This is a genomic window from Clostridium aceticum, from assembly GCF_001042715.1.
Classification (GTDB): Bacteria; Bacillota; Clostridia; order Peptostreptococcales; family Natronincolaceae; genus Andreesenella; species Andreesenella acetica.
The window spans coordinates 2441317-2467613 of the sequence record NZ_CP009687.1 but is presented as its reverse complement, the minus strand read 5'-3'; the positions used below and the strand labels follow the sequence as shown (position 1 = coordinate 2467613).

26 protein-coding genes are annotated in these 26297 nt (G+C 35.1%); 25 read left to right on the top strand and 1 reads right to left on the bottom strand.

Translation table 11 applies throughout. The features are described 5' to 3' along the window. Positions 1-93: 93 nt before the first annotated feature. The 3 genes from CACET_RS11590 to holA all read left to right on the top strand — a co-directional run bounded on the left by CACET_RS11590 (position 94) and on the right by holA (position 3124). Positions 94-483 (top strand): hypothetical protein, encoded by a 390-nt coding sequence (locus tag CACET_RS11590; protein WP_044826246.1) that lies wholly within the window; start codon positions 94-96, stop codon positions 481-483. A gap of 106 nt (positions 484-589) precedes the next feature. Further along, positions 590-2083, top strand: coding sequence for a ComEC/Rec2 family competence protein (locus CACET_RS11585; RefSeq protein WP_044826247.1), 1494 nt, complete (start codon positions 590-592; stop codon positions 2081-2083). A gap of 6 nt (positions 2084-2089) precedes the next feature. Further along, positions 2090-3124: a DNA polymerase III subunit delta gene (gene holA / locus CACET_RS11580; RefSeq protein ID WP_044826248.1), complete on the top strand. Its 1035-nt coding sequence runs from the start codon at positions 2090-2092 to the stop codon at positions 3122-3124. Between the two features lie 140 nt (positions 3125-3264). On the opposite strand, the gene rpsT is transcribed toward holA, so the two are convergent. Further along, positions 3265-3537, bottom strand: a complete 273-nt coding sequence (rpsT, locus tag CACET_RS11575; protein WP_479722622.1) for a 30S ribosomal protein S20 — start codon at positions 3535-3537, stop codon at positions 3265-3267. Between the two features lie 225 nt (positions 3538-3762). Here rpsT and gpr point away from each other — a divergent pair, with 225 nt between their 5' ends. The 22 genes from gpr (at position 3763) to CACET_RS11465 (ending at position 26268) form a co-directional block, all read left to right on the top strand. Continuing rightward, positions 3763-4737: a GPR endopeptidase gene (gene gpr / locus CACET_RS11570; protein ID WP_044826250.1), complete on the top strand. Its 975-nt coding sequence runs from the start codon at positions 3763-3765 to the stop codon at positions 4735-4737. An 88-nt stretch (positions 4738-4825) separates the two neighbouring features. Further along, a complete protein-coding gene (gene spoIIP, locus CACET_RS11565; RefSeq protein ID WP_044826251.1) occupies positions 4826-6073 on the top strand; it encodes a stage II sporulation protein P in 1248 nt (415 codons plus the stop codon). A 45-nt stretch (positions 6074-6118) separates the two neighbouring features. After that, the gene (locus CACET_RS11560) at positions 6119-6466 is read left to right on the top strand and encodes a hypothetical protein (RefSeq protein WP_044826252.1); all 348 of its coding nucleotides are present in this window, start codon (positions 6119-6121) and stop codon (positions 6464-6466) included. A 78-nt stretch (positions 6467-6544) separates the two neighbouring features. Then, positions 6545-8353 (top strand): translation elongation factor 4, encoded by a 1809-nt coding sequence (gene lepA / locus CACET_RS11555; protein WP_044826253.1) that lies wholly within the window; start codon positions 6545-6547, stop codon positions 8351-8353. 202 nt (positions 8354-8555) lie between these two features. Continuing rightward, a complete protein-coding gene (gene hemW / locus CACET_RS11550) occupies positions 8556-9695 on the top strand; it encodes a radical SAM family heme chaperone HemW (protein WP_044826254.1) in 1140 nt (379 codons plus the stop codon). A gap of 103 nt (positions 9696-9798) precedes the next feature. Beyond that, the gene (hrcA, locus tag CACET_RS11545; protein WP_242849907.1) at positions 9799-10833 is read left to right on the top strand and encodes a heat-inducible transcriptional repressor HrcA; all 1035 of its coding nucleotides are present in this window, start codon (positions 9799-9801) and stop codon (positions 10831-10833) included. 96 nt (positions 10834-10929) lie between these two features. After that, positions 10930-11529: a nucleotide exchange factor GrpE gene (gene grpE, locus CACET_RS11540; protein WP_044826256.1), complete on the top strand. Its 600-nt coding sequence runs from the start codon at positions 10930-10932 to the stop codon at positions 11527-11529. 53 nt (positions 11530-11582) lie between these two features. Next, positions 11583-13418 (top strand): molecular chaperone DnaK, encoded by a 1836-nt coding sequence (dnaK, locus tag CACET_RS11535; protein WP_044826257.1) that lies wholly within the window; start codon positions 11583-11585, stop codon positions 13416-13418. 142 nt (positions 13419-13560) lie between these two features. After that, on the top strand, positions 13561-14691 hold the full coding sequence (gene dnaJ / locus CACET_RS11530) for a molecular chaperone DnaJ (RefSeq protein WP_044826258.1): 1131 nt from the start codon (positions 13561-13563) through the stop codon (positions 14689-14691). A 300-nt stretch (positions 14692-14991) separates the two neighbouring features. After that, positions 14992-15945 carry a 50S ribosomal protein L11 methyltransferase gene (gene prmA / locus CACET_RS11525; RefSeq protein WP_044826259.1) on the top strand — a complete coding sequence of 318 codons (954 nt, stop codon included), beginning with the start codon at positions 14992-14994 and terminating at the stop codon, positions 15943-15945. Further along, positions 15938-16696, top strand: a complete 759-nt coding sequence (locus CACET_RS11520) for a 16S rRNA (uracil(1498)-N(3))-methyltransferase (protein ID WP_044826260.1) — start codon at positions 15938-15940, stop codon at positions 16694-16696. The genes prmA and CACET_RS11520 overlap by 8 nt, the downstream gene beginning before the upstream one ends. Positions 16697-16699: 3 nt before the next feature. Then, positions 16700-18001 carry a tRNA (N(6)-L-threonylcarbamoyladenosine(37)-C(2))-methylthiotransferase MtaB gene (gene mtaB / locus CACET_RS11515; protein ID WP_044826261.1) on the top strand — a complete coding sequence of 434 codons (1302 nt, stop codon included), beginning with the start codon at positions 16700-16702 and terminating at the stop codon, positions 17999-18001. Positions 18002-18084: 83 nt separating this feature from the next. Then, on the top strand, positions 18085-18432 hold the full coding sequence (locus CACET_RS11510) for a histidine triad nucleotide-binding protein (protein ID WP_044826262.1): 348 nt from the start codon (positions 18085-18087) through the stop codon (positions 18430-18432). A 131-nt stretch (positions 18433-18563) separates the two neighbouring features. Beyond that, positions 18564-18746 carry a 30S ribosomal protein S21 gene (gene rpsU / locus CACET_RS11505; protein WP_044826263.1) on the top strand — a complete coding sequence of 61 codons (183 nt, stop codon included), beginning with the start codon at positions 18564-18566 and terminating at the stop codon, positions 18744-18746. 29 nt (positions 18747-18775) lie between these two features. After that, positions 18776-19219 carry a GatB/YqeY domain-containing protein gene (locus CACET_RS11500; RefSeq protein ID WP_044826264.1) on the top strand — a complete coding sequence of 148 codons (444 nt, stop codon included), beginning with the start codon at positions 18776-18778 and terminating at the stop codon, positions 19217-19219. Positions 19220-19382: 163 nt separating this feature from the next. After that, a complete protein-coding gene (locus CACET_RS19495; RefSeq protein ID WP_052661567.1) occupies positions 19383-20525 on the top strand; it encodes an endonuclease/exonuclease/phosphatase family protein in 1143 nt (380 codons plus the stop codon). A gap of 345 nt (positions 20526-20870) precedes the next feature. Then, positions 20871-22166 carry an NfeD family protein gene (locus tag CACET_RS11490; RefSeq protein ID WP_044826265.1) on the top strand — a complete coding sequence of 432 codons (1296 nt, stop codon included), beginning with the start codon at positions 20871-20873 and terminating at the stop codon, positions 22164-22166. 12 nt (positions 22167-22178) lie between these two features. Beyond that, entirely contained in the window at positions 22179-23180 is a 1002-nt protein-coding gene (floA, locus tag CACET_RS11485; protein ID WP_044826266.1) for a flotillin-like protein FloA, read from the top strand. 62 nt (positions 23181-23242) lie between these two features. Then, the gene (locus tag CACET_RS11480; RefSeq protein WP_044826267.1) at positions 23243-23692 is read left to right on the top strand and encodes a hypothetical protein; all 450 of its coding nucleotides are present in this window, start codon (positions 23243-23245) and stop codon (positions 23690-23692) included. Positions 23693-23778: 86 nt separating this feature from the next. Then, entirely contained in the window at positions 23779-24054 is a 276-nt protein-coding gene (gene yqfC, locus CACET_RS11475; protein ID WP_044826268.1) for a sporulation protein YqfC, read from the top strand. A 12-nt stretch (positions 24055-24066) separates the two neighbouring features. Further along, positions 24067-25290, top strand: coding sequence for a sporulation protein YqfD (yqfD, locus tag CACET_RS11470; protein WP_044826269.1), 1224 nt, complete (start codon positions 24067-24069; stop codon positions 25288-25290). A gap of 27 nt (positions 25291-25317) precedes the next feature. Continuing rightward, positions 25318-26268 (top strand): PhoH family protein, encoded by a 951-nt coding sequence (locus CACET_RS11465; protein ID WP_044826296.1) that lies wholly within the window; start codon positions 25318-25320, stop codon positions 26266-26268. Positions 26269-26297: the final 29 nt, after the last annotated feature.

The following is a 26297-nucleotide window of genomic DNA, read 5'->3' as shown; positions in this document are numbered from 1 at the left end:
CTGCTCCACACATTAAAGAAAATAGATATATTTCCGAAGATACTAATAAGGTATTGAATATATTTTGAAGCAGGTAAAAAAACGGAGGATCTTATGTTTAGAAGAATAATACTTGCATTGTTTTTAGTCGTATCAGTGATAATACTAGCAACAAGATTTTTATCTCCTGTAGACCAAGGAACTACGGTTATTATAAAAAACTTGACGAATCAGTGTTTAGAAAACTTGTTCTTTGGTTCAAATGCTAATGGACAAGTATTTAGTGTTTATAAAATAGAGCCCCATAGCAGTGTCTCATTTCAGTATGACATAGGTGGTTTTAATGAAAATGCAATTTACTTGAAATGTGTATCTGAGTTGGGAGATATTAGAAACTACAACTTGATAGGTTATGTTCACGAGCTTTATTCCTATATATATATTGATATTGTTTCTGTTGACCCAGAGGGAAATTTGAATATAAAAGTAGAGACAATAAAGTAAGACAGTAACATGCTGTATAGGTGCTCAAGACCATGAAATAGGTTAAGACATAAAACAGCAAGATGGTTTTTGTTTTAATAGGAATACACTAAGGGGGAAAAGAGGGATGAGAAGGCCCTTTGTTATTTTATGTATAACTCTTGCTGTAGGAATTTTGTGGGGATATGTATTTGAAGCAGTGTTTAAGGGGTTTTTATTGATAGGTTTTTTGGCCATCCTTCTCTTGTGTATGCTATTTTTTGAGAAGTATCTAATAGCATTTGTTAGTATTTCTTTTATAATTTTAGGAAATTTTATGATGAATTATCATATGCAGGATACTACCCTGTTAAGAGGTTATTCAGAAAAACCTATGATCCTGAAGGGGCAGGTGGAAGCCTTAAAAACAGAGGGAAGAGGATATACTGAATATGATATTCTAGTGCTGAATTTAGTGATGAAGAAAGAAGAAATAAGTATAAAAGAGCAAGCTAAGCTCCGGGTGAAAAGCGAGGGTGTTTTTTATATAAATTTGCAACCGGGAGATATTTTTTTATTTAAAAATGTTGTTTTACTAGAGGATTTTCATAATAAAAACATTGATGACTATCAAAAATATCTAAGAGAAAGAGGATTTAAGAGTGTTCTTTTGGTGGACTCTCAAGACTTAGAGAAGATAAAAACACCACTATTTTTCTCTTTATTGAGCAGTAGCTATAAAATTAAAAGATACATTGAAGACCTACTAGATACTTCTCTTGAATTTGACAATAGTAACCTACTAAAAAGTATTATGTTTGGAAATCAAGGTTACTTAGAAAGAGAAACCCTAGAACTTTTTTCCAAAAGCGGCACAGCCCATATCATTGCTGTATCGGGATTGCATATAGGTATTATTGTTCTATTTACCCACAAGTTGTTACACTTCCTGAAGATACATAAAAAGAAAATATTATTGATTACAATGACTGTTTTATTCTTTTATAGCTATATGGTAAGCTTTCCAGTATCTATTGTAAGGGCCAGTAGTATGTATTATTTATACGTTTTTGCCTTTCTTTTACAGAGAAGGTATGACCCTATCAACAGTTTAATGATGGTGGCTTTTATATTATTGCTCTATCATCCCTTCAATCTTTTTTCTGTTTCTTTTCAGTTATCCTTTATGGCTACCTTGAGCATTTTATTATTTTATCCATTAATAAAGGATAGGGCGAAGCTGCTACCACCATTTTTTCAATCCTTAGTAGCTATTACTCTTTGTGCACAAATTGGAACGATACCTATTATAGCTTATCATTTTCAAGAAGTATCTTTGGTAGCTTTGTTTGCCAATATTTTTATTGTACCGATGCTGGTACCATTATTGTGCACTGCTTTTTTTAGTATTTTTCTTAGTTTAATTTCAGTAGATTTGACCTATACCATAAGTTTTTTTACAAACTGGATGCTGACATATATATACTGGATTGTTGAAAAAACCAGTGGTTGGTATATAAGTAGTATAAAAATAGAAAGTATAAATATTTTTTACATTGGAATCTATTATATAGTGGTTTTTGGTATATACTTGACATTATGGTACAATAAACAAAATAAGCTTATGATAGAAAAGGAATGAAGAAGTATGAATTATAGTGAAGCAATCAAGAAATTAAAGGCCAATGAAATAGAGAAGATTTATCTATTATATGGGGAGGAAACTTATTTAGTAGAAGAATTTATAAAAGTCATTAAGGAAAAAGTTGTTGGTAAAGGATTTGAGGATTTAAACTTCTTTATTATAGAGGGCAAAGAATTTACATTAGAAAAACTCATCGATGCTTGCGAAACCCTGCCTTTTATGGCAGAAAGAAAGCTGGTATTGGTGAATGATTTAGAAATTTTTCAGGGGAAAAAGAAGTCCATCTCAGAAGAGGAAGAAAAAAGACTAGTAGCGTATATAGCCAATATACCAGAAACTACTTCTTTGGTTTTTAATGGATCTACTAGCATTGACTCAAGAAAAAAAGTCGTAAAAGAGATACAAAAACAAGGTATAGTTTTGCACTGTGAAAGACTAAATGCAAAGGAATTAAAACACTGGGTTCAAAAATCTATAAGAAAGTATGATAAAACTATGGACCTAAAAGAAATAGAGTATTTTATCGAAAATATAGATTACTTAGGAAAAACCGCTGCTCAGAGTCTATTAGATGTAGAAAATGAGATAAAAAAAATAGTTGCCTTTATGGGGGAAAGAAGTACTGTAACATTATCGGATTTAGAAAGTATTTTTACCTCTAGCTTCCAAAATGATATTTTTAAGCTGCTAGATGCTATTGAGAAAAAACGTATGGGGGAGGCGATCAAACGATTTAATGCAATGATTCATAAGGGTGAGCCTATTGTGAAAATAGCTGCAACGCTAGGAAATCAAGTAAGAAATCTATTGAAAACCAAATTATTGTTGGAGGAAGGTTATTCCTCTAAGATGATTGCAGGGAAAATAGGTATACACCCCTTTGTTGCTACAAAATGTGCCAATCAATGTAAAGGATTTACTATAGAGAGATTAGAAGGGTTATTAAGTCAATTTTTACAGGTAGATCTTGCTATAAAGTCCGGCAAAATGAAGGACCATATTGCTTTAGAGTTATTTATTATAGAAATGTGCAAGTGAAGATCTTAGAAGAAAAAAATGTGGACAAACCTTTCCGACCTAAAAGAAAATTTTGGATAAATATACAAAAATAAAAAAGCGTACATTAGTACGCTTTAATTTATTTAGGAACTTAAGACACGGTTTTTTTTACATCATCATTAAACAGCTTTGTTTAACTTTGTAGCAAGTCTAGATACTTTTCTAGATGCTTTAGATTTGTGAATAACATTTTTTGCAGCAGCTTGCATAAGTTTTTTCTCAACGAACTTTAACTTAGCTTTAGCATCTTCAAAATTACCAACTGTTAGAGCTTCTTCGAATTTCTTGATAGCTGTCTTAAGTTGAGATTTAACCATTCTGTTTCTAGCTGTTTTCTTTTTAATGACTTTGATTCTTTTCATTGCTGATTTAATATTTGCCAATAGATTCACCCCCTTGTGTGGTCATTAACACAGTAATTTTACCAAAAATCAGTATAAAAAGCAATAAAAATAAATAATATATTTTATTTATTGACTTAAAATATTATTCTTATACAGAAAAATACTAAGATAGAAGATAGATAATTTTAATGAAAGTATCAAATAATAAGGATAGAATTGATGAGAATCTACTTAATTCAATGGATTTTAATACTAAGGTTGAGAGGTGAATATATGTTTCAAGTAAGAACAGACTTAGCACTAGAAGTTAGAGAATTGTACCAAGAGGAAAAACAACAAGAAATTCCAGGAGTAGCAGTGGACCAAGAAAGTCTAGAAAATGTTACTATAACAAGAGTAGAGGTTTTTAATGATGAGGGAGAAAAGTTGATGGGGAAGGCTAAGGGGAAATATATCACACTGGAGTGTGTGGCTCTTAGAAGACCTGATGCTGACCTCAAGGATGAAGTAAGCCAGATATTAGCAAAAGAACTTAGAAATGTCATTGATATAGATAAACCTTTGAAGGTTTTGGTGGTTGGACTAGGGAATGTTCATGTTACACCAGATGCACTGGGTCCAGAGGTTGTTTCAAAATTATTTGTAACTAGACATCTGTTCAAGCTTTATAACAAAGAAAGTGATGAAGCGTTGGCAGAGTTAAGTGCCATTGCGCCAGGGGTGATGGGAACAACAGGAATAGAGACTGGAGAAATCATTAAAGGAATAGTAGAAAATGTAAAACCAGATGTAGTAGTGGCAGTAGACGCTCTGGCATCAAGAAAAATGGAGCGAGTAAATACTACGATACAATTATCTACCACTGGGATTCATCCAGGTTCAGGGGTTGGAAATAAAAGACAGGCTTTAGATGAAAAAACATTAGGTATACCAGTCATCGCCATAGGGGTTCCTACAGTAGTGGATGCTGCTACCCTTACAAATGACACAATACAATTGGTGATTGGAGCCTTTTCAAAACAAGCAAAGACTGGTTCTCAATTTTATAATATGCTGCAAGAATTAAAGGAAGAAGAAAAATACCATATGATTAAAGAAGTGTTAGAACCCTACAGTGCAAATGTAATGGTTACGCCTAAAGAAGTAGACGAGATTATATTAAACTTGTCTCATATTATAGCTAATGCAATTAATATAGCACTGCATCCTGGTATAGATTTAAAAGATGTCAATAGATATCTACATTAAGCTGCTGTGTAAATTTATTGGTGTCATAAATAGCACCCACCTTTCATATTAATCAATATAGTCTACTGATAAAAGGCGGGTGCTTAATATGATGAAGAAAAAAACAGGTATTTTAAGAAACTATCAAAATATGATTATATTGATACTGATTTTAGCGATTTTATTTTTCTTTGGAAAAATGATTTTAAATAAAAATTCTTTTGCTGAAATATCAATGACCATGAGGGAAGAACCAAGAACAGAGCAGGAAAAAGATTCATCTTCACAAAATAAACTTTTAGTACATGCTATACACCAAGTATTTCCCATAAGTAATTCTCAAGAGAAAATAAGTCTTAGTAGTTATATAGACAATTTGTATTCCTCCTTTGTACATAATATATTTTTTGTTGATTTTAGAAATCCAATTACCTTTGTACAAGCCCAGTTTCCTGCTAGTCTTACCCAAGATATAGAGGTAGCAAAAGAAGAACCTAAAACTCCTGAAGATCCAACAAGAGATATATTTTTTGTAGAAGATACGGAGGATGCTATAGCGGCAGGGACACTGCCTGAAGATAGTACTGAAAATCACGATAAAGATGATCTAGGGGAGTTATGGGAAGGTATCTATTTAGTTGGCGAAGAGGATATTGTAGATAGTTTAAATACCAGCAACTTATCTATCGATGCAGAAAAGCCTAAGCAAATAAAATTTGAAGAGGGGAAACCCCACATTTTAATTTATCATACCCATGGTACAGAATCCTATAAGCCAGCTTCAGAGGGGAATTACCATACCCTCAGAAAGGAATATTCTGTTATTACTATAGGAGAGATTCTTACAAAGGAATTAGAACGAAGGGGATTCAACGTTATTCATGATACTACTTATCATGACTATCCTTCCTATAGTGGCTCCTACAGCAGGTCATTGCAAACTGCTGAAAGAATACTAAAAGAAAATCCATCCATCAAGGTAGTTTTTGATATTCACAGAGATGGATATGATCATATCGAAACAAACCCAAATAGGGAGGCACTTATTGCAAATAACAGAACTACTATCAATAATGAAACAACCACTAGGTTTCAATTTGTTATCGGACCAGAAACTCCTAATCGCAGACAGGTAGAAACCTTTGCTACTTATATAAAGGCGGTTAGTGATAGTAAGTATCCTGGTTTTAGTAAACATATTTTAGTAAAACCCTATGGTAGATTTAATCAATTTTTAACAGATTATACAGCTTTAATTGAGGTAGGAAGTAATGCAAATACCATTGAAGAAGCCAAAAGAACAGCGGTTTATTTAGGAGAAGTATTGGCAGAGGCATTAGAACATATGAAAGAATAGGTTTATAAAATAATAAAAGTGTCTACAATACCAATGGTGATGTAGATGAGTAGAGTAGAGGAAAAATTAAAGTATAAAAAGAAAAAGAAACAACTACTACTAATCTTAATATTGATTCTAGTTTTTTTAGTGACAGGGATTTTAGCAGTAGACTATGCGCTGAGGGAAATGATGGCTTTAGATGAAACAAAGGTGTTAGGTTACGAGGTGCAGGAGCAATACACTGTGCTTTATATTGTGGGAGAATCTATTTATATCAAAAATGAATCTATAGACAGGGTTACTGTGTTTGTAGAAGAAGGATATTATAGAATATTACAACAGCTACATAGGTTTGTGGAAAAAATAGGAAATGTCGGGGTATACCGACATTTTTTTTCAAATACAACCTAGAATAGCTACCAACCATAAACATAGTATGATATAATTTATAAAGTTATGGATTTGTGAAGTTAAAGGAGGAATACATAAATGCCAAGCGATAGACAAAAAAAGATTCGAAATTTCTCCATTATTGCCCATATAGATCATGGAAAATCTACCTTGGCTGATAGACTGATCGAAAGTACTGGTCTAATAAGCGAGAGAGAAATGCAGGAACAAGTATTGGACAACATGGAACTAGAAAGAGAACGTGGTATTACCATCAAGCTCCAAAGTATTCGATTAGTGTATAAAGCCTTGGATGGAGAAGAATATTATTTAAACTTGATTGATACACCTGGGCATGTAGACTTTACTTATGAGGTTTCTAGAAGTTTAGCTGCTTGCGAGGGGGCAATCTTAGTAGTAGATGCTGCTCAAGGAACTGAAGCACAGACTTTAGCAAATGTATATTTAGCCTTAGAACAAAATTTAGAAATTGTACCGGTGATCAATAAAATTGATTTACCTAGTGCCAGACCCGATGAAATCAAAAAGGAAATAGAGGATGTTATTGGTCTAGAGGCCCATGATGCACCATTGATCTCTGCAAAAGAGGGTATCAACATTATAGATGTGCTAGAGGCTATTGTAGCCAAGGTGCCAGCACCTACAGGATCAGCAGAAGCACCTCTAAAGGCATTGATTTTTGATTCTTATTATGATAATTATAAGGGTGTTGTTGCCTATATTCGTGTGGTGGAAGGTACTCTTAAAAAAGGTATGAAAATTAAGATGATGGCTACAGGTAAAAGCTTTGAAGTAACAGAAGTAGGTGTATATTCACCAGGACCTGTTCAACTGGGAGAATTAAAGGCTGGAGATGTCGGCTATGTAGCAGCTAGCATCAAAGAAGTGAGGAATTGTCGTGTAGGGGATACCATTACAGACGCTGCAAATCCTACAGAAAATCCCCTGCCAGGATATAGGAAAGTTACCCCTATGGTTTACTGTGGTATTTATCCTGCAGAAGGAGAAAAATATGAAGATGTAAGAGATGCCCTAGAAAAACTACAGGTAAATGATGCTGCTTTAGTTTACGAACCGGAAACTTCAGCTGCTTTAGGTTTTGGATTTAGATGTGGATTTTTAGGTTTACTGCATATGGAGATCATACAGGAAAGACTAGAAAGAGAGTTTAATCTGGACCTAGTGACAACCGCTCCAAGTGTTATTTATAGAATTACCAAAACCGACGGAGAAGTAGTGATGATACAAAATCCTGCAAATCTTCCAAAACCTCAAGAAATCTCAAAAATGGAGGAACCTATAGTCAAAGCCAATATTATGGTACCCAACACCTATGTAGGGACTGTAATGGAACTATGTCAGGAGCGTCGTGGAGAAATGAAAAATATGGAATATATTGAGGAAACAAGGGTGATTCTTCACTATGAGCTTCCATTAAATGAAGTGATTTATGACTTTTTTGATGCCCTCAAATCTAAGACCAAGGGTTATGGTTCTTTAGATTATGAATTTATCGGATATAGAGAGGCTAAACTTGTAAAATTAGATATTTTGATTAATGCAGAACAGGTGGATGCCTTGTCTTTTATTGTTCATGAAAGTAAAGCCTATCCTAGAGGAAAAGCAATGTGTGAAAAATTAAAGGATGAAATTCCAAGACATCAGTTCCCTGTACCTATACAAGCTTCTATAGGACAAAAAATTATTGCTAGAGAGACCATAAGGGCCCTTAGAAAAGATGTATTAGCCAAGTGCTATGGTGGAGATATTACTAGAAAGAAAAAGTTGTTGGAGAAACAAAAAGAAGGTAAGAAGAGAATGCGTCAAGTGGGTAGTGTAGAGGTGCCACAAAAAGCTTTTATGTCGGTATTGAAATTGGATAGCTAAACTTGATTCATAAAACAAACTAGTAATCTCCAGTATCGGGGCTTACTAGTTTTGTTTATAGGCTGCTATATAGATGTGCGCCCCTAAATTTTAATATACTAAGGGCTACATTTGCAGCCCGCGGTTTTGAGGCGAAACCGTAGACCGTGTATATTAAAATTTAACTTTAGAAGCGCACATCTATAATAAGGAGGCTTGCGTATTGAAACCCTTAAGTATATATATTCACATACCCTTTTGTCAGAAAAAGTGTTATTATTGCGATTTTCCATCTTATGCTGACAAAGAAAATTTAATAGAAGTCTACGTAAAGGCGTTAAAAAAAGAAATAGAGCTATATGCTGATCAAGCAGCTGCTTACGAAATACAGACAGTTTTTATAGGAGGAGGGACGCCGTCAGTTCTACAGGGACAACAGTTAGAGGAAATTACGTCAACCCTATATAAGTATTATAGCCTATCGAAGGAAGTGGAAGTTTCTATAGAAGCAAATCCCGGTTTGCTGAATATAGAGAAACTGAAAAGTTACTATCACAGCGGTATAAATAGATTAAGTATGGGGTTGCAGGCATGTCAGGATCATCTTCTGAGAAACTTGGGAAGAATCCATCGCTACCAAGACTTTGAAAAAAACCTTGATGAGGCTAGAAAAGTGGGATTTAACAATATCAATGTAGATCTAATGTTCGGACTGCCTAATCAAACCATGGGGGAGTGGCATGCTTCCTTAAAGAAAGTAGTAGACTTGCAGGTGCCGCATATTTCTGCCTATAGTCTGATCATTGAAGAGGATACTCCTTTTGAAGCATGGATGGAGGAGGGAAAAATACATAAACTCCAAGAAGAGGTGGAGCTCCAAATGTATCATGATGTCATCAGTTACTTAAAACATCAAGGATACCTTCATTATGAGATCTCCAACTTTGCAAAACCCAATCATTTATGCAAGCATAACATTACCTACTGGAAAAATCAACAATACTTAGGTTTTGGGGCAGCGGCACATTCTTACTTCCATGAAAAAAGATTTTATAATTGCAAAGAAGTTGAAGTGTATATAAGGAAGGTAACAGAAAATACAAAGCCAGTGGAAAACAGCACCTTATTATCTGTTAGAGATGAAATCAGTGAAACCATGTTCTTGGGTCTTAGGATGATGGAGGGAATAGCAATAGGGGACTTTAAGAAACGTTTCGGAGAATCGCCCTTTGAAGTATATGGCAAGACTTTAGAAAAATTAAAAAAACAGCAGTTAATTATCTATAATGATGATCATATCAAACTGACTACAAAAGGAATAGATCTAGCAAATATGGTTTTTCAGGAGATGCTATTAGATTAACAAAAATTTCTGTAAAGGTCTTGACAAATATAAAATGAAATGATATTTTAAAAACAGAATCATTAGCACTCAATGTGATAGAGTGCTAATAATTTGAGGTGATATGATGGATTTAAACAATAGAAAAATAAAAATATTACAGGCCATCATTCATGATTATATTCAAACAGCAGAGCCTGTGGGTTCTAGGACCTTGTCCAAAAAGTATAGTCTGGGTGTTAGCCCTGCCACCATCAGAAATGAAATGTCAGATTTAGAAGAACTGGGTTATTTAATGCAGCCCCATACATCTGCAGGTCGTATTCCTTCTGATAAAGGCTATCGTCTATATGTGGATAATTTAATGGAAATAAAAATGGTTGCAGATCTTCAGAGGAAAAATATTCAAAACAACCTGTTAAAGAAGTTTGGGGAAGTAGAGCAACTACTACAGTATAGTTCAAAGATTATTTCACAGCTTACAAACTATACATCGGCAGTTTTAACACCGCAAATCAAAGAAAACAAAATAAAGCATGTTCAACTGGTACCAATAGACCAACAAAATATTATCGCTGTTATGGTAACAGACACAGGCATTATCAAAAACCCTTTGGTAAGTGTTAAAGAAGGTATTCAGCATGATCAGCTAGAAAAAGTGTCAAATTTATTAAATCAGAAGCTTCAAGGTATGACCATCAATGATATAGAAAATCAGATGTTAGAACTTTTAAGAACAGAGCTTTCTGAATTCAATAGTATTATTGAGTCTGTTGTACCAAAGATTTTTAGCGCTCTAGACAGGATTGAGGATGCAGAGTTGTTTTTAAGCGGTACTACGAATATTTTCAACTTTCCAGAGTTTAATGATGTCTTTAAGGCAAAATCCTTTTTGACGATGCTAGAAGAAAAACAGACCATCAGTAATATTATCTCTGCTTCAAGAGAAGACGGCATCAATATATCTATTGGCAGTGAAAATATTTATCAAGAGGCTAAAGAATGCAGCTTAGTAACTGCTACCTATAAAATTGATGGTGTGATTGTTGGAAGACTCAGTGTCATTGGACCTACTAGGATGGATTATTCCAATGTGGTTGGGGTGATGAATCAAATTAGTCAGTATATAAATGAATTGTTAAGAACAAGATATAGATAAAAATACCAGTGCGAAGTGCTATAGCATTTTGCACTCTATCTTTGTTTTTTATATAGAAAGGGTTAAAAGATGAACTAAAAGGGTAGGTGAAGAACTTTGGCAGAGGACAAAGTGAAGGTAAATTCAGAAGAAGTTGTGGAAAATACAGAAAATCAGCAGGAAGAAATCTATGAAGAAATACATAGCGATTTAGAAGCGGTACAAGATGAAATGGAAACACAAAGGACAGGTGATGAGATAGCCATGTGGAAAAAGAAGCTTGAAGAAAAAGAAGAGGAAAGCAAAGATCATTATGACAGAATGTTAAGACTTCAAGCGGAATTTACAAACTATAAAAAGAGAGTTGAAAAAGAAAAAAGTGATATCTATCTTTATGCTAATGAAAAATTGGCATTGGAGCTTTTAAGCAGCATTGATAATTTAGAGAGAGCTTTAGATTCCCAAACCGAAGATAGCAAGGGAAACCCTGTTTATGAAGGTATAGAGCTAGTACTAAAGCAAATGAAGGATACCTTGAAAAACCACGGTATAGAGGAAATTGAGGCCCTCCATAAACCTTTTGATATGAACCTGCACCATGCAGTGATGAGGGAAGAGGCTGAGGCTGAATCTGATGAAGTGATAGAAGTATTCCAAAAAGGCTACACAATCCACGGTAAGGTTTTAAGACCTGCTATGGTGAAGGTAGCTCAGTAAAGCGTGTTATCAATAATTATATATAATGATAAATTTAGAAGGAGGAAACAAAAATGAGTAAAGTAATAGGTATAGACTTAGGTACAACTAACTCATGCGTATCAGTATTAGAAGGAGGAGAACCAGTTGTTATACCAAATTCTGAAGGAAACCGTACAACACCCTCCATTGTTGCATTTGGTAAAGATGGCGAAAGAATTGTAGGAGAGCCTGCAAAAAGACAGGCTATTACGAATCCAGATAAAACAATTTTATCGATTAAAAGACATATGGGAACAGATCACAAAGTAGATATTGATGGAAAGGCCTATACACCACAGGATATATCTGCTATGATTCTGCAAAAGCTAAAGGCAGATGCTGAAAGCTACTTAGGACAAACGGTAACAGATGCTGTTATAACCGTACCAGCATATTTTACAGATAGTCAAAGACAAGCGACAAAGGATGCTGGGAAAATTGCAGGCTTAAATGTACAAAGAATTATCAATGAGCCTACAGCAGCTTCTCTAGCCTATGGATTGGATAAGACAGATCAACAACAAAAGATATTAGTATATGACTTAGGTGGAGGTACTTTTGACGTATCTATTCTAGAACTAGGGGATGGGGTTTTTGAGGTATTAGCAACCCATGGAAACAATCATCTAGGTGGGGACGACTTTGACCAAGTGGTTATGGACTATATTGCAGAAGAATTTAAAAAGCAAGAAGGTATCGATTTAAGACAAGATAAAATGTCTTTACAACGTCTGAAGGAAGCAGCTGAAAAGGCAAAAAAAGAACTTTCCAGCACTATGAGCACTAATATAAATCTACCTTTTATTACTGCCACCAATACTGGACCAAAGCATTTAAACATGGACTTAACAAGATCAAAATTTGAAGAAATATCTGCTCATTTAGTAGAAAAAACACTAGAGCCTATGAGAAAGTCTTTAGATGATGCAGGGCTTTCACCACAAGAATTAGATAAAGTAATTTTAGTTGGAGGTTCTACTAGAATTCCAGCAGTCCAAGAGGCAGTAAAGAAGATTACAGGTAAAGATCCTCATAAAGGTATTAATCCTGATGAATGTGTGGCTATCGGTGCTGCTATTCAAGCTGGGGTATTGACAGGAGAAGTAAAGGATGTTCTATTACTAGACGTAACACCATTATCCTTAGGTATTGAAACTTTAGGTGGTGTATTTACAAAACTTATTGAAAGAAATACAACCATACCTACGAAGAAGAGCCAAACCTTCTCCACTGCAGCTGATAATCAGCCAGCGGTAGATATACATGTGCTTCAAGGGGAAAGACAGATGGCTGCTGACAATATCACTATGGGAAGATTTGAGTTGTCTGGTATTCCACCAGCCCCAAGAGGTGTTCCTCAAATCGAAGTAACTTTTGATATAGATGCCAATGGTATTGTAAATGTTTCTGCTAAGGACTTAGGTACTGGTAAAGAACAAAAGATTACTATTACAGCTTCTACCAATCTTTCAGATACAGATATTGAAGCAAAGGTGAAAGAAGCTGAACAATTTGCAGAAGAAGATAAAAAGCGTAAGGAAAAAGTAGAGGTTCGCAATCAAGCAGACACATTAATTTATCAAACCGAGAAAACCTTAAAAGAGATGGAAGGCAAAATCAATAAAGAAGATGAAGATAAGGTAAAAGCAGAGATAGAGAAGCTTAAAAAAGCCTTAGAATCTGATGATGTTGAAGAAATGAAGAAGACTATTGAGGACTTAAACAATGCTTTCCATGCCATTTCTCAGCAGATGTATCAACAAGCACAAGAAGCTCAGCAAGGCGAAGGCACTGGTGCTGGTGAGCAAAAGGATGAAAATGTAGTAGATGCAGAGTATGAAGAAGTTAAGGATGATGAAAACAAATAGATCTAATGAGGACACCTTGAGGTGTCCTCATACTTAATAACTTGATAAAATCAGTTGATTAAATCTGTAAACTGCAATATAATATGATTTATGGTTAAAAGCCTATCATCCTATAATAAATATAGTGAAAGGCGGTGGTAAGGTGAGTAAAAGAGATTACTATGAAGTGCTGGGCGTAGATAAAAATACCAGTCCTGAAGAGATAAAAAGGTCCTACCGAAAATTAGCTATGAAGTATCATCCCGATAAAAATCCCGGAGATAAAGTAGCGGAAGAAAAGTTCAAGGAATTGAATGAAGCTTATGAGGTATTGAGTTCTCCTGAGAAAAAACAACGTTATGATCAATTTGGGCATGCTGGTATGAATGGTGCTGGTGGCGGTTTTGATGGTCATGCTGGTTTCGGTGGCTTTGAAGATATTTTTGGTGATATCTTTGACATGTTTGGAGGGGGTTTTTCTTCAAGGCGACGAAGTGGTCCTCAGAAGGGTGCCGATATAAAGTATGAGCAAAGTATCAGCTTTGAAGAAGCTGCCTTTGGTACAGAAAAGACAGTGGAATTTCATAAATATGAAAATTGTCAGACCTGTAATGGTAGTGGTGCTAAACCAGGAACTTCTAAAAAGACATGTCCTCATTGTAAAGGAACAGGTGAGGTACGCTATGTACAAAGAACACCTTTAGGGCAAATTGTTAATGTAAAGGCCTGTGACCAGTGTGGAGGAGATGGGCAGATTATCGAAACTCCTTGTTCCACATGTAATGGGAAGGGTAAGGAAAGAAAACGTAAAAAGATCAAAGTTAAAATCCCAGCCGGTGTTGATAATGGATCTATTATACCTCTGCGTGGCGAGGGGGAACCTGGGCTAAAGGGTGGACCTTATGGCGATTTATATGTAATTTTAAGAGTATTGCCCCATAAGATTTTTGAAAGGGATGGCTACAATGTTTTATGTGAAATACCTATTACTTTTGTGCAGGCGGCTTTAGGCGAAGAGTTAGAGGTGCCTACGCTAGAAGGAAAAGTAAAATACAAGATCCCTGAGGGTACGCAAAGTGGTACTATTTTCCGTTTGCGAGGAAAGGGTATTCAAAATCCTAAAGGCTATGGTAAAGGGGATCAATATGTAAAGGTTGTTGTAGAAACCCCTAAAAACTTAACAGAAAAACAAAAAGACATGTTAAAGCAATTTGCAGCTGAAAGTGGAGAAGAAATACATCAAAATAGAAAGTCATTTTTTGACAAGGTAAAAGATGTATTTGGTGTGCAGTAATAACATATTGTAATAAAATCACTCTATTTTAGAGTGATTTTATTATAACTGAATCATTAGCGTTAACTTAAATCATAATTTGTCATTGTTATTCCAAGATCCTTCACTACCCTCAGGAAGACAGTTCGACAGAACTTTGGAAATAATTGTATTAAGTTAACGCTTATGATAACTGAATAGGAAATGATATGCTACATAAGCTCAGCGAAGAAAAAAATTTCTTAATGAAGAACGGTATTTTGAGAAATACTGGGTATAATACCATTAGTATAATGGGATATTATTTAAGGATGTGATAGGATGGAATGGGTTGAGGTTTCAATAAAAACTACGACAGAAGCAGTGGAGGCAGTTTCTAATATCCTGTATGATGCTGGAGTAGCTGGTGTTGTGATAGAAGATCCTAATGATTTTAACTTCCTGGATAAGGATGAAAATTTATGGGATTATGTGGATGAATCTATCTTCCAAAATCATTATGAAGGTGCAATTGTGAAGGGTTACCTGCCAGAAACCCCTGAATTAATAGATAAAATAGAAGAAGTTCGCCAGCTGGTGGCATTGCTGCCAGAGTATGGTTTAGACATTGGTATAGGAGAAGTAACCACCCTAGAGGTGCATGAAGAGGATTGGAGTCATTCTTGGAAAAAGTATTATAAGACGACAAGACTTGGTAAAAATATTGTGATTAAACCAACATGGGAGAACTATGAAAAGCAACAGGGCGAATTGGTCATCGAAATGGACCCAGGAATGGCTTTTGGAACAGGTACCCATGAAACCACCATGATGTGTGTGATGGAGTTAGAAAACCATGTAAAAAACCACACAACTGTTTTTGATATTGGCTGCGGTAGTGGAATTCTAGCTATTACAGCGGCAAAGCTAGGGGCTCAAAAAGTCGTGGCAGTAGATATAGATGAAGTAGCGGTGGATGCAACAGCAAACAACGCGAAACTGAATGAGGTTGAGGATATCGTAAGTATTCGAAGAGGGAACCTTATGGAGGTTGTTAGTGAGAAGGCAGATGTTGTTGTGGCTAACATCATTGCAGAGATCATTATGATTTTAAGTAAAGATATCAAAAGTTTCTTAGTGGAAGAGGGTATATTTATTGCTTCAGGGATTATCTTAGATAGAATTGATGTTGTGAAGGAAAATTTAACTTCTGTGGGCTTAGAGATTTTAAAGGTAGAGACCATGGGAGAGTGGGCAGCTATCGTTTCAAAAGTGCCAGGTGAAAAGCATGAATAGGTTTTTTGTGACTGCTGCTGATGTTCACCTGCCTACGAAAGAAATTACTATTGTAGGAGAAGATGTAAAACATATTTCAAAGGTTTTAAGGTTATCGACAGGAGATTTGCTGGAGGTTTGTGATGGAGAGAAGTATGAGTATATAGGAAAAATAAAAAACATATCCAAACAAGAGGTTCTTTTGTCTATTGAAGACCAAATGCCATTGAAAACCGAAGCACCTATCGAAGTGATCCTTTATCAATCTATACCCAAGGCTACTAAAATGGAGCTAATTATCCAAAAAACAACGGAAATGGGTATTAAATCGATTGTTCCTATTATTACTAATAGAACAGTGGTTCAATTTAAAGATGATAAAGATAAAGAAAAAAAAGTGGATAGATGGCAGAAGATTGCCATTGAAGCCGCTAAGCAAAGTAAGCGGGGGAGAATTCCTCACGTTGAGTCCCCTATTTCTTTAAAAGAAGCTCTGCAACAGGCTCAAGAAAATGACTTAAATATGATTGCCTATGAAAGAGAAGTGGTACAAGGAATCAAAGGATTACTGACCTCTTTGGATACAAAAAATATCAAAAAAATAGGTATATGGATTGGGCCAGAGGGTGGTTTTGAAGAAGGGGAAATAGATTTAGTGAAAGATAAAAATGTCCATTCGGTTACTTTAGGCCCTAGAATCTTAAGGACAGAAACCGCTGGTTTTACAGTGTTAAGCATAATGATGTACGAGTTAGGAGATTTAGGAGGTTAGTTTGTGAAAAAAGTAGCTTTTCATACTTTAGGTTGTAAAGTCAATCAATATGAAACCCAGGCTATGAGTGAGCTGTTTGAAAAGGCAGGCTATGAAATTGTAGCTGATACTCAAGCAGCAGATGTATATGTGATCAATACATGTACTGTAACCAATGTTGGCGATAAAAAATCAAGACAGTTTATTCGCAAGGTAAAAAGGGGCAATCCTGATGCCATTATCGGGGTTGTAGGTTGTTATGCCCAAACTGCTCCAGAGGAAGTTCTGGAGGTGGAGGGGGTAAATATTGTTATTGGCACCAATGATAGAAGTAAAATTGTTGATTTAGTAGAACACTGTGACCCTGATGAAAAAATCAATATGGTTGATGATATTATGAAGGTGAAAGAGTTCGAAGAAATGTCCATCAGGGATGTAAAAGAAAAAACAAGAGCCTTTTTGAAAATACAAGAAGGTTGTAATCAATATTGTGCTTATTGTATTATTCCCTATGCAAGAGGTCCCATTAGAAGTAGAAAAAAAGCAGAAGTGATCGAAGAAATCAAAGAACTGACAGCAAACGGCTTTAAAGAAGTGGTTTTAACAGGTATACATGTAGCCTCCTATGGAAAAGATTTTAAAGACGAAGATGCCTTCATAGATTTATTAAAAGAAGTCAATGCCATAAGTGGATTAGAAAGAATACGACTAAGCTCTCTAGAACCTACCCTCTTTACAGAGGATTTTTTACAACAGCTTTCTAGTTTATCTAAGATTTGTGAGCATTTTCATTTGTCTCTGCAAAGTGGATGTGATAAAATTTTAAAGGGTATGAATAGAAAATATACTACTGGAGAGTATAGAGAGATTGTTAAGAAAATCCGTCAGGTATATCCGCAGGTGGCTTTGACAACAGATATTATCGTAGGTTTTCCAGGAGAAACAGAGGAAGACTTTCAGCAAACCTATGAATTTGTAGAAGAAATGGCCTTCAGTAGCCTTCATGTTTTTAAATACTCCCCCAGAAAAGGTACTCCTGCAGCAGAGTTTAAAGAACAGGTAGAAGGAAAGACAAAACATTTAAGAAGCGAAAAGTTAATTACTCTGGGAAATCAAATGCAGAATAATTATTATCAACAGTTTATTGGTAGAGTTAAGACTGTATTATTTGAAACAGCTTCTAAAGAAATACAAGGTTATATAGAAGGTTTTACTGATAATTATTTAAAGGTACTAGTAAAGAGTGAGGATTGTTTAGAGGGGGAACTAAGAAACGTCTTTTTAGCAACCTTCGAGAAAGAATTTATTATAGGAGAACTTCTATAAATATAAACTTTTTTAAAATTAAAGGAATTTTTTATTTTCTGTTGAATAATAGATTATGAAGGTAATGTGTAAGGAGGTGTATTATGTCAGAGTGCATCTTTTGCAAAATTGTGAAGGGAGAAATACCAGCTGCAATTTTATATGAAGATGATAAAGTTGTGGCTTTTAAAGATATTCAACCGACGGCTCCTAATCATGTATTAGTGATTCCAAAAAAACATATTGTATCTATGGCACATGCTACAGAAGAAGATTTACAAGAAATTCTTCCTCAAATATTTAAAGTGATACAAAAATTATCACAGGAACTAGGTATCAAAGAAGAAGGATTTAGAATAGTAAATAACTGTGGGAAACAAGGAGGTCAGACGGTGGATCATCTTCACTTCCATCTATTAGGTGGAAGACAAATGTTATGGCCACCAGGTTAAAATTTATATTGCATCAACTTTATTTTTAATGTATAATAACAAAGTATTGTATTAATCCCACTTGCAAATATAGCATTTATGCTGCTATACATCAAGCACAGCGGGTGCTCGCGGAGGGAGGGAGAAGTAAAATGTCAGAAGTGAAAATTAGAGATAATGAATCGCTAGATAATGCGCTTCGTAGATTCAAAAAACAATGCGCTAAGTCTGGGGTATTGTCTGAAGTAAGAAAAAGAGAGCATTATGAAAAGCCAAGCGTAAAGCGTAAGAAAAAAGCTGAAGCTGCACGTAGAAAAAACACTAAAAAGTTCTAAGTATTTTATTTTAAGCAGAGGTGAAAAGGATGTCCCTCAAAGAAAGATTAACGAATGATCTTAAAGAAGCCATGAAAAATAAAGATCAACTTCGCAAAAATGTAGTTACATTAATAAGGTCTGAGATAAAACAGGTTGAAGTGGATAAAAGAGTAGAACTCGAAGAGCAGGATGTCATTGAAATTATTTCAAGACAACTGAAACAAAGAAAAGATGCTGTCGAAGAGTTTGAAAAAGGTGGTAGACAAGATCTCGTTGAACAAACACAGGGAGAAATAAGTGTTCTGCTACAGTACTTACCACAACAGCTGTCAGAGGAAGAAGTAACCAAAATTGTGAAGGAAACTATTTCTGAAATAGGTGCTAACTCTGTGAAGGAAATGGGAAAAGTAATGGCTGCCGTGCTACCAAAAGTAAAGGGTAAAGCTGATGGCAAGACAGTTAATCAAATTGTTAAACAGCAATTACAATAAAAAGATAACCCGGATATATTCCGGGTTTATTTATTGTAAACAATACATAAAAATTTTGAAATATTTACAAATCGTTATTTATATAACAATTAAATAAAATATTCTGCCCCTATGCTATAATAGAATTATCAAAATATTATACTTTCAAGAGGGGACAGATACCGTGATCATCAATAAAAAAATACCCATCATTTTTATACTCATCTTATTTTTTTTGTTAGGATTCACCTTAAAAATAAACCCTTCTGCTGACGATGAAATTAAGGGAATAAAGTATTTAAAAGAAGGCGTTGTCTCTCATATAGAAGTTATTACTCCCAAAAATGTCAGAAAAATAGCGTTAGAAGCTGTGAATCATGAAAAAAGGCTTACTCATTTTTTTGTTTTAGAAAATTATCTGTCTAAAGAAACTCCCCTATTAAGAAAAAATATATTTTACATTACCAATAAAGCTGCAGATTTAGAAGAGATTGATGAATTAATTTTTGTTTCCAGTGGTAACATAAGAATACCTGTTGAGATAGAAGAAGTAGAAGAAGAAGTGGAAGAAGAAGAGATTGAGATGGCATCTGAAGTAATGCTGATGGAATATGTGTCAGATGGAGGTAGTGTAAATACATTGAAAATCATGTCTTATAATATTCATCATGGAAGAAATTTATTTGGGAAATATTCCTTAGACGAAATTGCTGAAGTAATTAAAAAAAGTGGTGCTGAAATCATCGGCTTACAGGAGTTAGATAACGGGGTAGTTCGATCAAGATTTGAAGATCAAATAAAATACCTTAGTGAGAAGTTATCTATGGAATATGTGTATGGTTACAATGTTAATTTATTAGGCGGTAAGTATGGCAATGGGATTCTTAGCAAATATCCAATAGAGTCCTATGAAAATTTTCATTTGCCCAGTGGTAGGGAGAGAAGAGGTCTTTTAACTGCTGTTATCGATGTAAAGGGAAAAAAAATAAACTTTCTTGTAACACACTTAGGATTAAACCAACAAGAGCGTCAAAATCAAGTAAATGCCATTGAGAAGTATATGGATACGATTTCAGATGATGTTATTTTAGTTGGAGACTTCAATGCAAAGCCTAAAAGTAAGGAAATTCAACTCATCAGTAAAAGACTAATAGATGCAGCTTATGCAACTGGTAAAGATGAAGAGCCTACTTTTGACCTTCCAGTATTATCTGCTAGGATTGACTATATCTTTACCCATAAAAATCTAAGGCCTCTTAAATATGATGTAATAAAGAGTAGAGCTTCTGATCACTACCCTATTACAGCAACAATAAAGATCCAGTAGCTGCATGTATTAAGATACAAGCAGCTTTTTAAATAGATTTTATCGTTTAGAATGGACAAAGAAGCGTATATATATATTAAGTTGCAATAAATTTTTACAACTCAGTGTGACAATTTTCATGCAGTCTGACGGTTCTTCAGGCACCTATGCCTTTTATGTGCCTGAGGAACTCTCCCTGTGGCGTAGCGGATGTAGCATATTTATTATAGCTTATATATTTAGCTTTATAAACACACATCAACAACAAAAGGGAATAGGATAATCTCTTGATAACTATTATGATAATGAGGTGATTAATGGTATAATGATTTTATAATAGTTTTTTAAAAAAGGTGAGGTGATAAAATGAGAAAAAGATGGCTTGCTTTCTTAATCTTTGTTTTTGTATTTTCAGTCCTACCCTTTTTTTCTATTGGAACCACGGCAGCAAATACTGTTTATGTCATTCCAATAGAAGGAGAAATTGGGCCAGCAGTAGATGAATATGTAAGGGACAATATAAGTGTTGTAAAGGAAGATCCAAATGCAGTAGCAATCATACTTGAAATAGATACCTATGGAGGTAGAATTGACTCTGCAGAAAAAATAAGCAAAGCCATAATGGCGGCTGGTCTTCCAACTATTTCCTTTGTCAATACAAAGGCGGAGTCAGCAGGAGTACTGTTGACGATTTCTGCAGATACTATTGTTATGGCCCCTGGCAGTACCATAGGTTCAGCTGAACCAGTGCCAAATACCGAAAAATCTTTATCCTTCTGGACTAGTTTATTAAGAACAGTAGCAGAAGAAAAGGGAAGGGATCCTAAGCTAGTAGCTTCTATGGCGGATAGTAGCATTGAAATCCCCGATATCATTGAAGAAAACAGGCTACTGAACTTAACCACTCAGCAGGCAAAACAAATAGGATTTGCCGACCATGTAGAAGAAAATTATAAGGATATTCTGCAGTCAGTAGGGATTCAAGGTGCAAACATTGTTGTGATGCCTATACCAGGCAGAGTAAAATTAGCACAGGTTATGACTAGTGCTTATGTAGCACCGATGCTATTGACAATAGGCTTTATAGGCTTATTAATAGAGGTGTTTACCGCTGGATTTGGTGTAGGAGGAACCGTTAGTTTTATAGCTTTTTCCCTGTATTTTGGTGGAGCCATTTTAGCTGGTAATGCAGGATGGGCGGTACTAATGGTATTTTTAGTAGGACTTTTACTATTATTGATCGAAGCCTTTGCACCTGGCTTTGGTGTTCCAGGAATAGGAGGTATTATCTGTATCATTATAAGTATTGTAATGGCCTCCAGCTCACCATTTAGTGCGATAGTTTCTTTACTTATATCTTTTGTCTTGACGATAGCCGCCTTTGTTTTAATCTTAAAGTATGCTCCTAGAAGCAAACATTTTGATAGGATTATACTAGGTACACAAATGAAAAAAGAACAGGGATATAGTGCTACCGGTAGATATAATCAATATGAAGGTATGGAGGGAACTGTAGTTACTTTGTTAAGACCAGCCGGAACAATAGATATCCAAGGGGAGTTGTTGGATGTAGTTTCAGAAGGATCTTTTATTGAAGCAGGAAGCAAAGTAAAGGTAGTGAAGGTTGAAGGTCGAAGAATCATTGTAAAAAAAATTAACTAGGAGGGATTTTGTATGCCAGCATTTGTTCCATTGCTTATTTTACTAGCAGTTGCTTTTATCTTGCTGTCAATTCTGCTAAGTTTTATACCAGTAGGATTATGGATTACAGCGTATTTTTCAGGAGTAAAAATAGGAATCTTCACACTGGTGGGGATGCGTTTTAGAAGAGTGCAGCCGATACGAATTGTAAATCCTTTGATCAAAGCTAATAAGGCAGGCTTGGATTTGAATATTGATAAACTAGAGGCCCACTATTTAGCAGGGGGAGACGTAAATAAGGTAGCAGATGCTTTAATCGCTGCTCAAAGAGCAGACATCAATCTAGAGTTTGAAAGAGCAGCAGCTATTGATTTAGCTGGTAGAGATGTGTTACAGGCGGTACAGGTGAGTGTTAATCCTAAGGTAATTGAGACCCCTAAGATTGCTGCTGTTGCAAAAGATGGTATAGAGGTAATGGCTAAAGCTAGAGTTACTGTAAGAGCCAATATCGAAAGACTTGTCGGTGGGGCTGGAGAAGAAACCATCATAGCTAGGGTAGGGGAAGGTATTGTAACTACCGTAGGTTCAGCTGGTACCCATAAGGATGTTTTGGAAAATCCAGATTTGATCTCTAGAACTGTTTTGCATAAAGGTCTAGATGCAGGAACTGCTTATGAAATTTTATCTATTGATATTGCTGATATAGATATTGGAAGAAATATAGGTGCACAGCTTCAGACAGACCAAGCAGAGGCTGACAAGCGTATTGCTCAAGCTAAGGCAGAGGAAAGAAGAGCTATGGCGGTGGCAAAGGAACAAGAAATGAAGGCGGCAGTGGAGGAAATGAGAGCGAAGGTTGTAGAAGCAGAAGCAGAAGTTCCAAGGGCGATGGCCTCAGCTTTAAAAGACGGCAAACTAGGTGTTATGGATTACTATAACATGAAGAACGTTTTAGCTGATACCAATATGAGAGAAGCTATATCAAAGGTCAATCGACCAGCTGATGATACTGAGAAGAAGGACTTAAAAAAATAGCATAGACGCAACAGGAATAAGGCTGATACCACAGCCGATATTAAAAAGGAAGTGATGCAGCTGTGGAAAGTATTATTATATTTGTTATTTTTGCTGTTATAACCTCTATTTTTGGCAACAATAAAAAGGCAAATAAGTCCTCAACCCCTCAAAAAAATGACACAACCCGACAACACAATAGAGGGAGATTAGGGGAGCTTTTGCAGGAGCTTAAAGGAGATTTTGATCAAGTATTTAAGGAACAGCCTTCTACACCTGAAGAGGATATCCCTTATGAATATGTAGACTATGATCAGCAGCATATAGAGGATAGTGTTTTGGAAACAAAGTACACATTAGAAGAAAGCAAACCTAATAAAGAATATAGAAATAAGCCAAAACAAAAAAACATCTACGAAGATGAGATTCAAGAAAGCCCTTTAAATCATGAAATTTCCTTTGACGAAGAGACTTTGTTGCAAGGGATTATTATGTCAGAGATATTAGGAAAACCTAAAGCTTTAAGAAGATAGAAGATGATACTACATCTTCTATCTTTTTTTTGGTCTACATAAAAGCAATAAAGCATAAAAATTGAATATATGGGGAGGTGTGCCGAATGAAAAAAAATGAAGAGATCAAGAAAAGTTTAGCGGAAATTTTAGAGCTGCCTAAAGATATTATTTTGGATATACCTAAAATTACTATGGTAGGCAATCTCCAAATCTATATAGAAAATCATAAAGGTATCATTGAATATAGCAGTAATCGAATAAGAATCAATACAAAAAGTGGCGTGTTGAGGATCATTGGAAAAAACTTGCTCATAAAAAATATTATTCTAGAGGAGATCATCATAATAGGAGAGATTCAGCAGGTGGAATTTACAGATTAAGGGGTGATATAGTTGTTGATACTGAAACTATGGAATTATTTAAGAGGCTATGTTATTATAAAAATAGAAGGATTAGCTTTAGAAAAATTTATTAACATGTGTATTGCAAAAGAAGTTTATTTGTGGGATATTAAAAGAATCAATTATACAACCCTAGAGGCAAAAATAGGCATCAGGGGATTTAAAACACTACGTAAACTTGCTAGAAGGGCAGGCTGTAAAGTATATATATCAGAAAAAAATGGCTATCCATTTTGGTTTAGTAAAGTAAAGAAAAGAAAAATGCTTATATTGGGGGCATTTTTTTCTTTAATTCTATTGCTAGTAGTATCAAGTTTTGTTTTAGTGATAGACGTGACTGGCAATGAGAGGGTATCTAGCTTAGAAATATTAACGGTTTTGGAGGAAATTGGCTTTAAACCAGGAGTAAATAGGTATGCTATTGATCTAAGGGAAATTGAAAATAACACATTGTTGAGTATCCATGATTTAGCCTGGATTGGAATAGAAATCAATGGTATACATGCTAAGATAGAAGTTGTTGAAAAAACACCTCCACCTCCCAAAATTGATAAGGATACTCCTTGTGATGTAGTAGCTAGAAAAAGTGGTGTGATTGAAAGAGTCATTGCTAGAAATGGTGATGCAGTGATTGACAAGGGAGATATCGTAGCAGAAGGAGATCTTCTTATTACAGGACTGATACAAAGAGAAGGAATGGAGGCTGCTATCTATTTGCATGCTTATGGAGAGGTGTATGCAAGAACCTATTATGAGATAGAAAAGACCACGCCATTGGTGAAGGTAAATAAAGAAAAAACAGGAGAAAAGTATACAAGAAGAGTCATCAAGTTGGGAGAATTAGAGCTTGCTCTAAGTAAAGGCGACCATCCCTATGAAACATATGTCATTGAAAAAACTTCAAAAAAGCCTATTCAATGGAGGAATAAAGGCCTCCCCGTCGAAATTATAACGGAAGAGATTTATGAGGCAATAGAAGTTACAGAGAAGGTGGATATAGAAGTAGCAAAAAATACTTTGCACGAAGTTTTGATAGAGGAGTTGGTGGAACAAATCCCTAAGGATCTTAGGATACTTGGCAGTAATACAGAATTTACTGTTGAAAACAATACATTACATGGCAACTTAATTATTGAGGTTTTAGAAGAAATTGGTGAACAAAAGAAATTACAAATCCAAGAAATTGAAGAATTTGAACAAGTTGAGGAGGACTAGTCTTTGGAAAATCAACAACAAAGAAGAATGGTTGTACAGGATATGCACTTTATTAAAGAGCTTTTTGGGAATTTTGATGAGAATATCAAATTGATAAAAAAACATATAAATATTGATATTATATCAAGAGAGGGAGAACTTATCCTCATTGGAGAAGAAAAAAATCTTCGATTGGCAGAAAAACTAATTGTTGAGTTGAAAAATGTCGTTAAAAAGGGTGAGAGCCTGACAATTCAAAATGTGACTTATATCATTAATATGATGTTGGAGGGTAATCAGGATAAGATTAAGGATCTTGTAGGAGATGCCCTTTTAATCACAGCTAAAGGAAAGCCTATAAAACCTAAAACATTAGGGCAAAAACAATATTTAGAAGAAATTCAGCATAAGGATTTAAGTTTTGGTGTGGGACCAGCTGGAACAGGAAAAACCTATTTGGCGGTTGCTATGGCAGTAAAAGCTTTTAGAAACGAAGAAGTGAATAAAATTATTTTAACACGACCAGCAGTTGAGGCAGGAGAAAGTTTAGGATTTTTACCAGGGGATTTGAAGGATAAAGTAGACCCTTATCTTAGACCCTTGTATGACAGCTTATTTGATATATTAGGAGGAGATAAATTTCAAAAATATATGGAAAGAGGTTTAATAGAGGTAGCTCCATTGGCTTATATGAGGGGAAGGACATTAGATAACTCTTTTATCATACTAGATGAGGCACAGAATACCACAAAAGAACAAATGAAGATGTTTTTAACACGACTAGGTTTTGGGTCTAAAGCAGTAGTAACAGGAGATATTACACAGATAGACTTACCTAGAGGTAAGTTTTCAGGATTAAAGCATGCTATCACAATACTAAAGGATATAAAAGAAGTAGGCTTTTGTTATTTAACCGATAAAGATGTTGTTCGACACCCTCTAGTACAAAAGATTATTCAAGCCTATGATCTAGCTGATAAAATGAAAACAGATTCATAGGAGATGTAGGAGGTGTCCACATAGGAGGA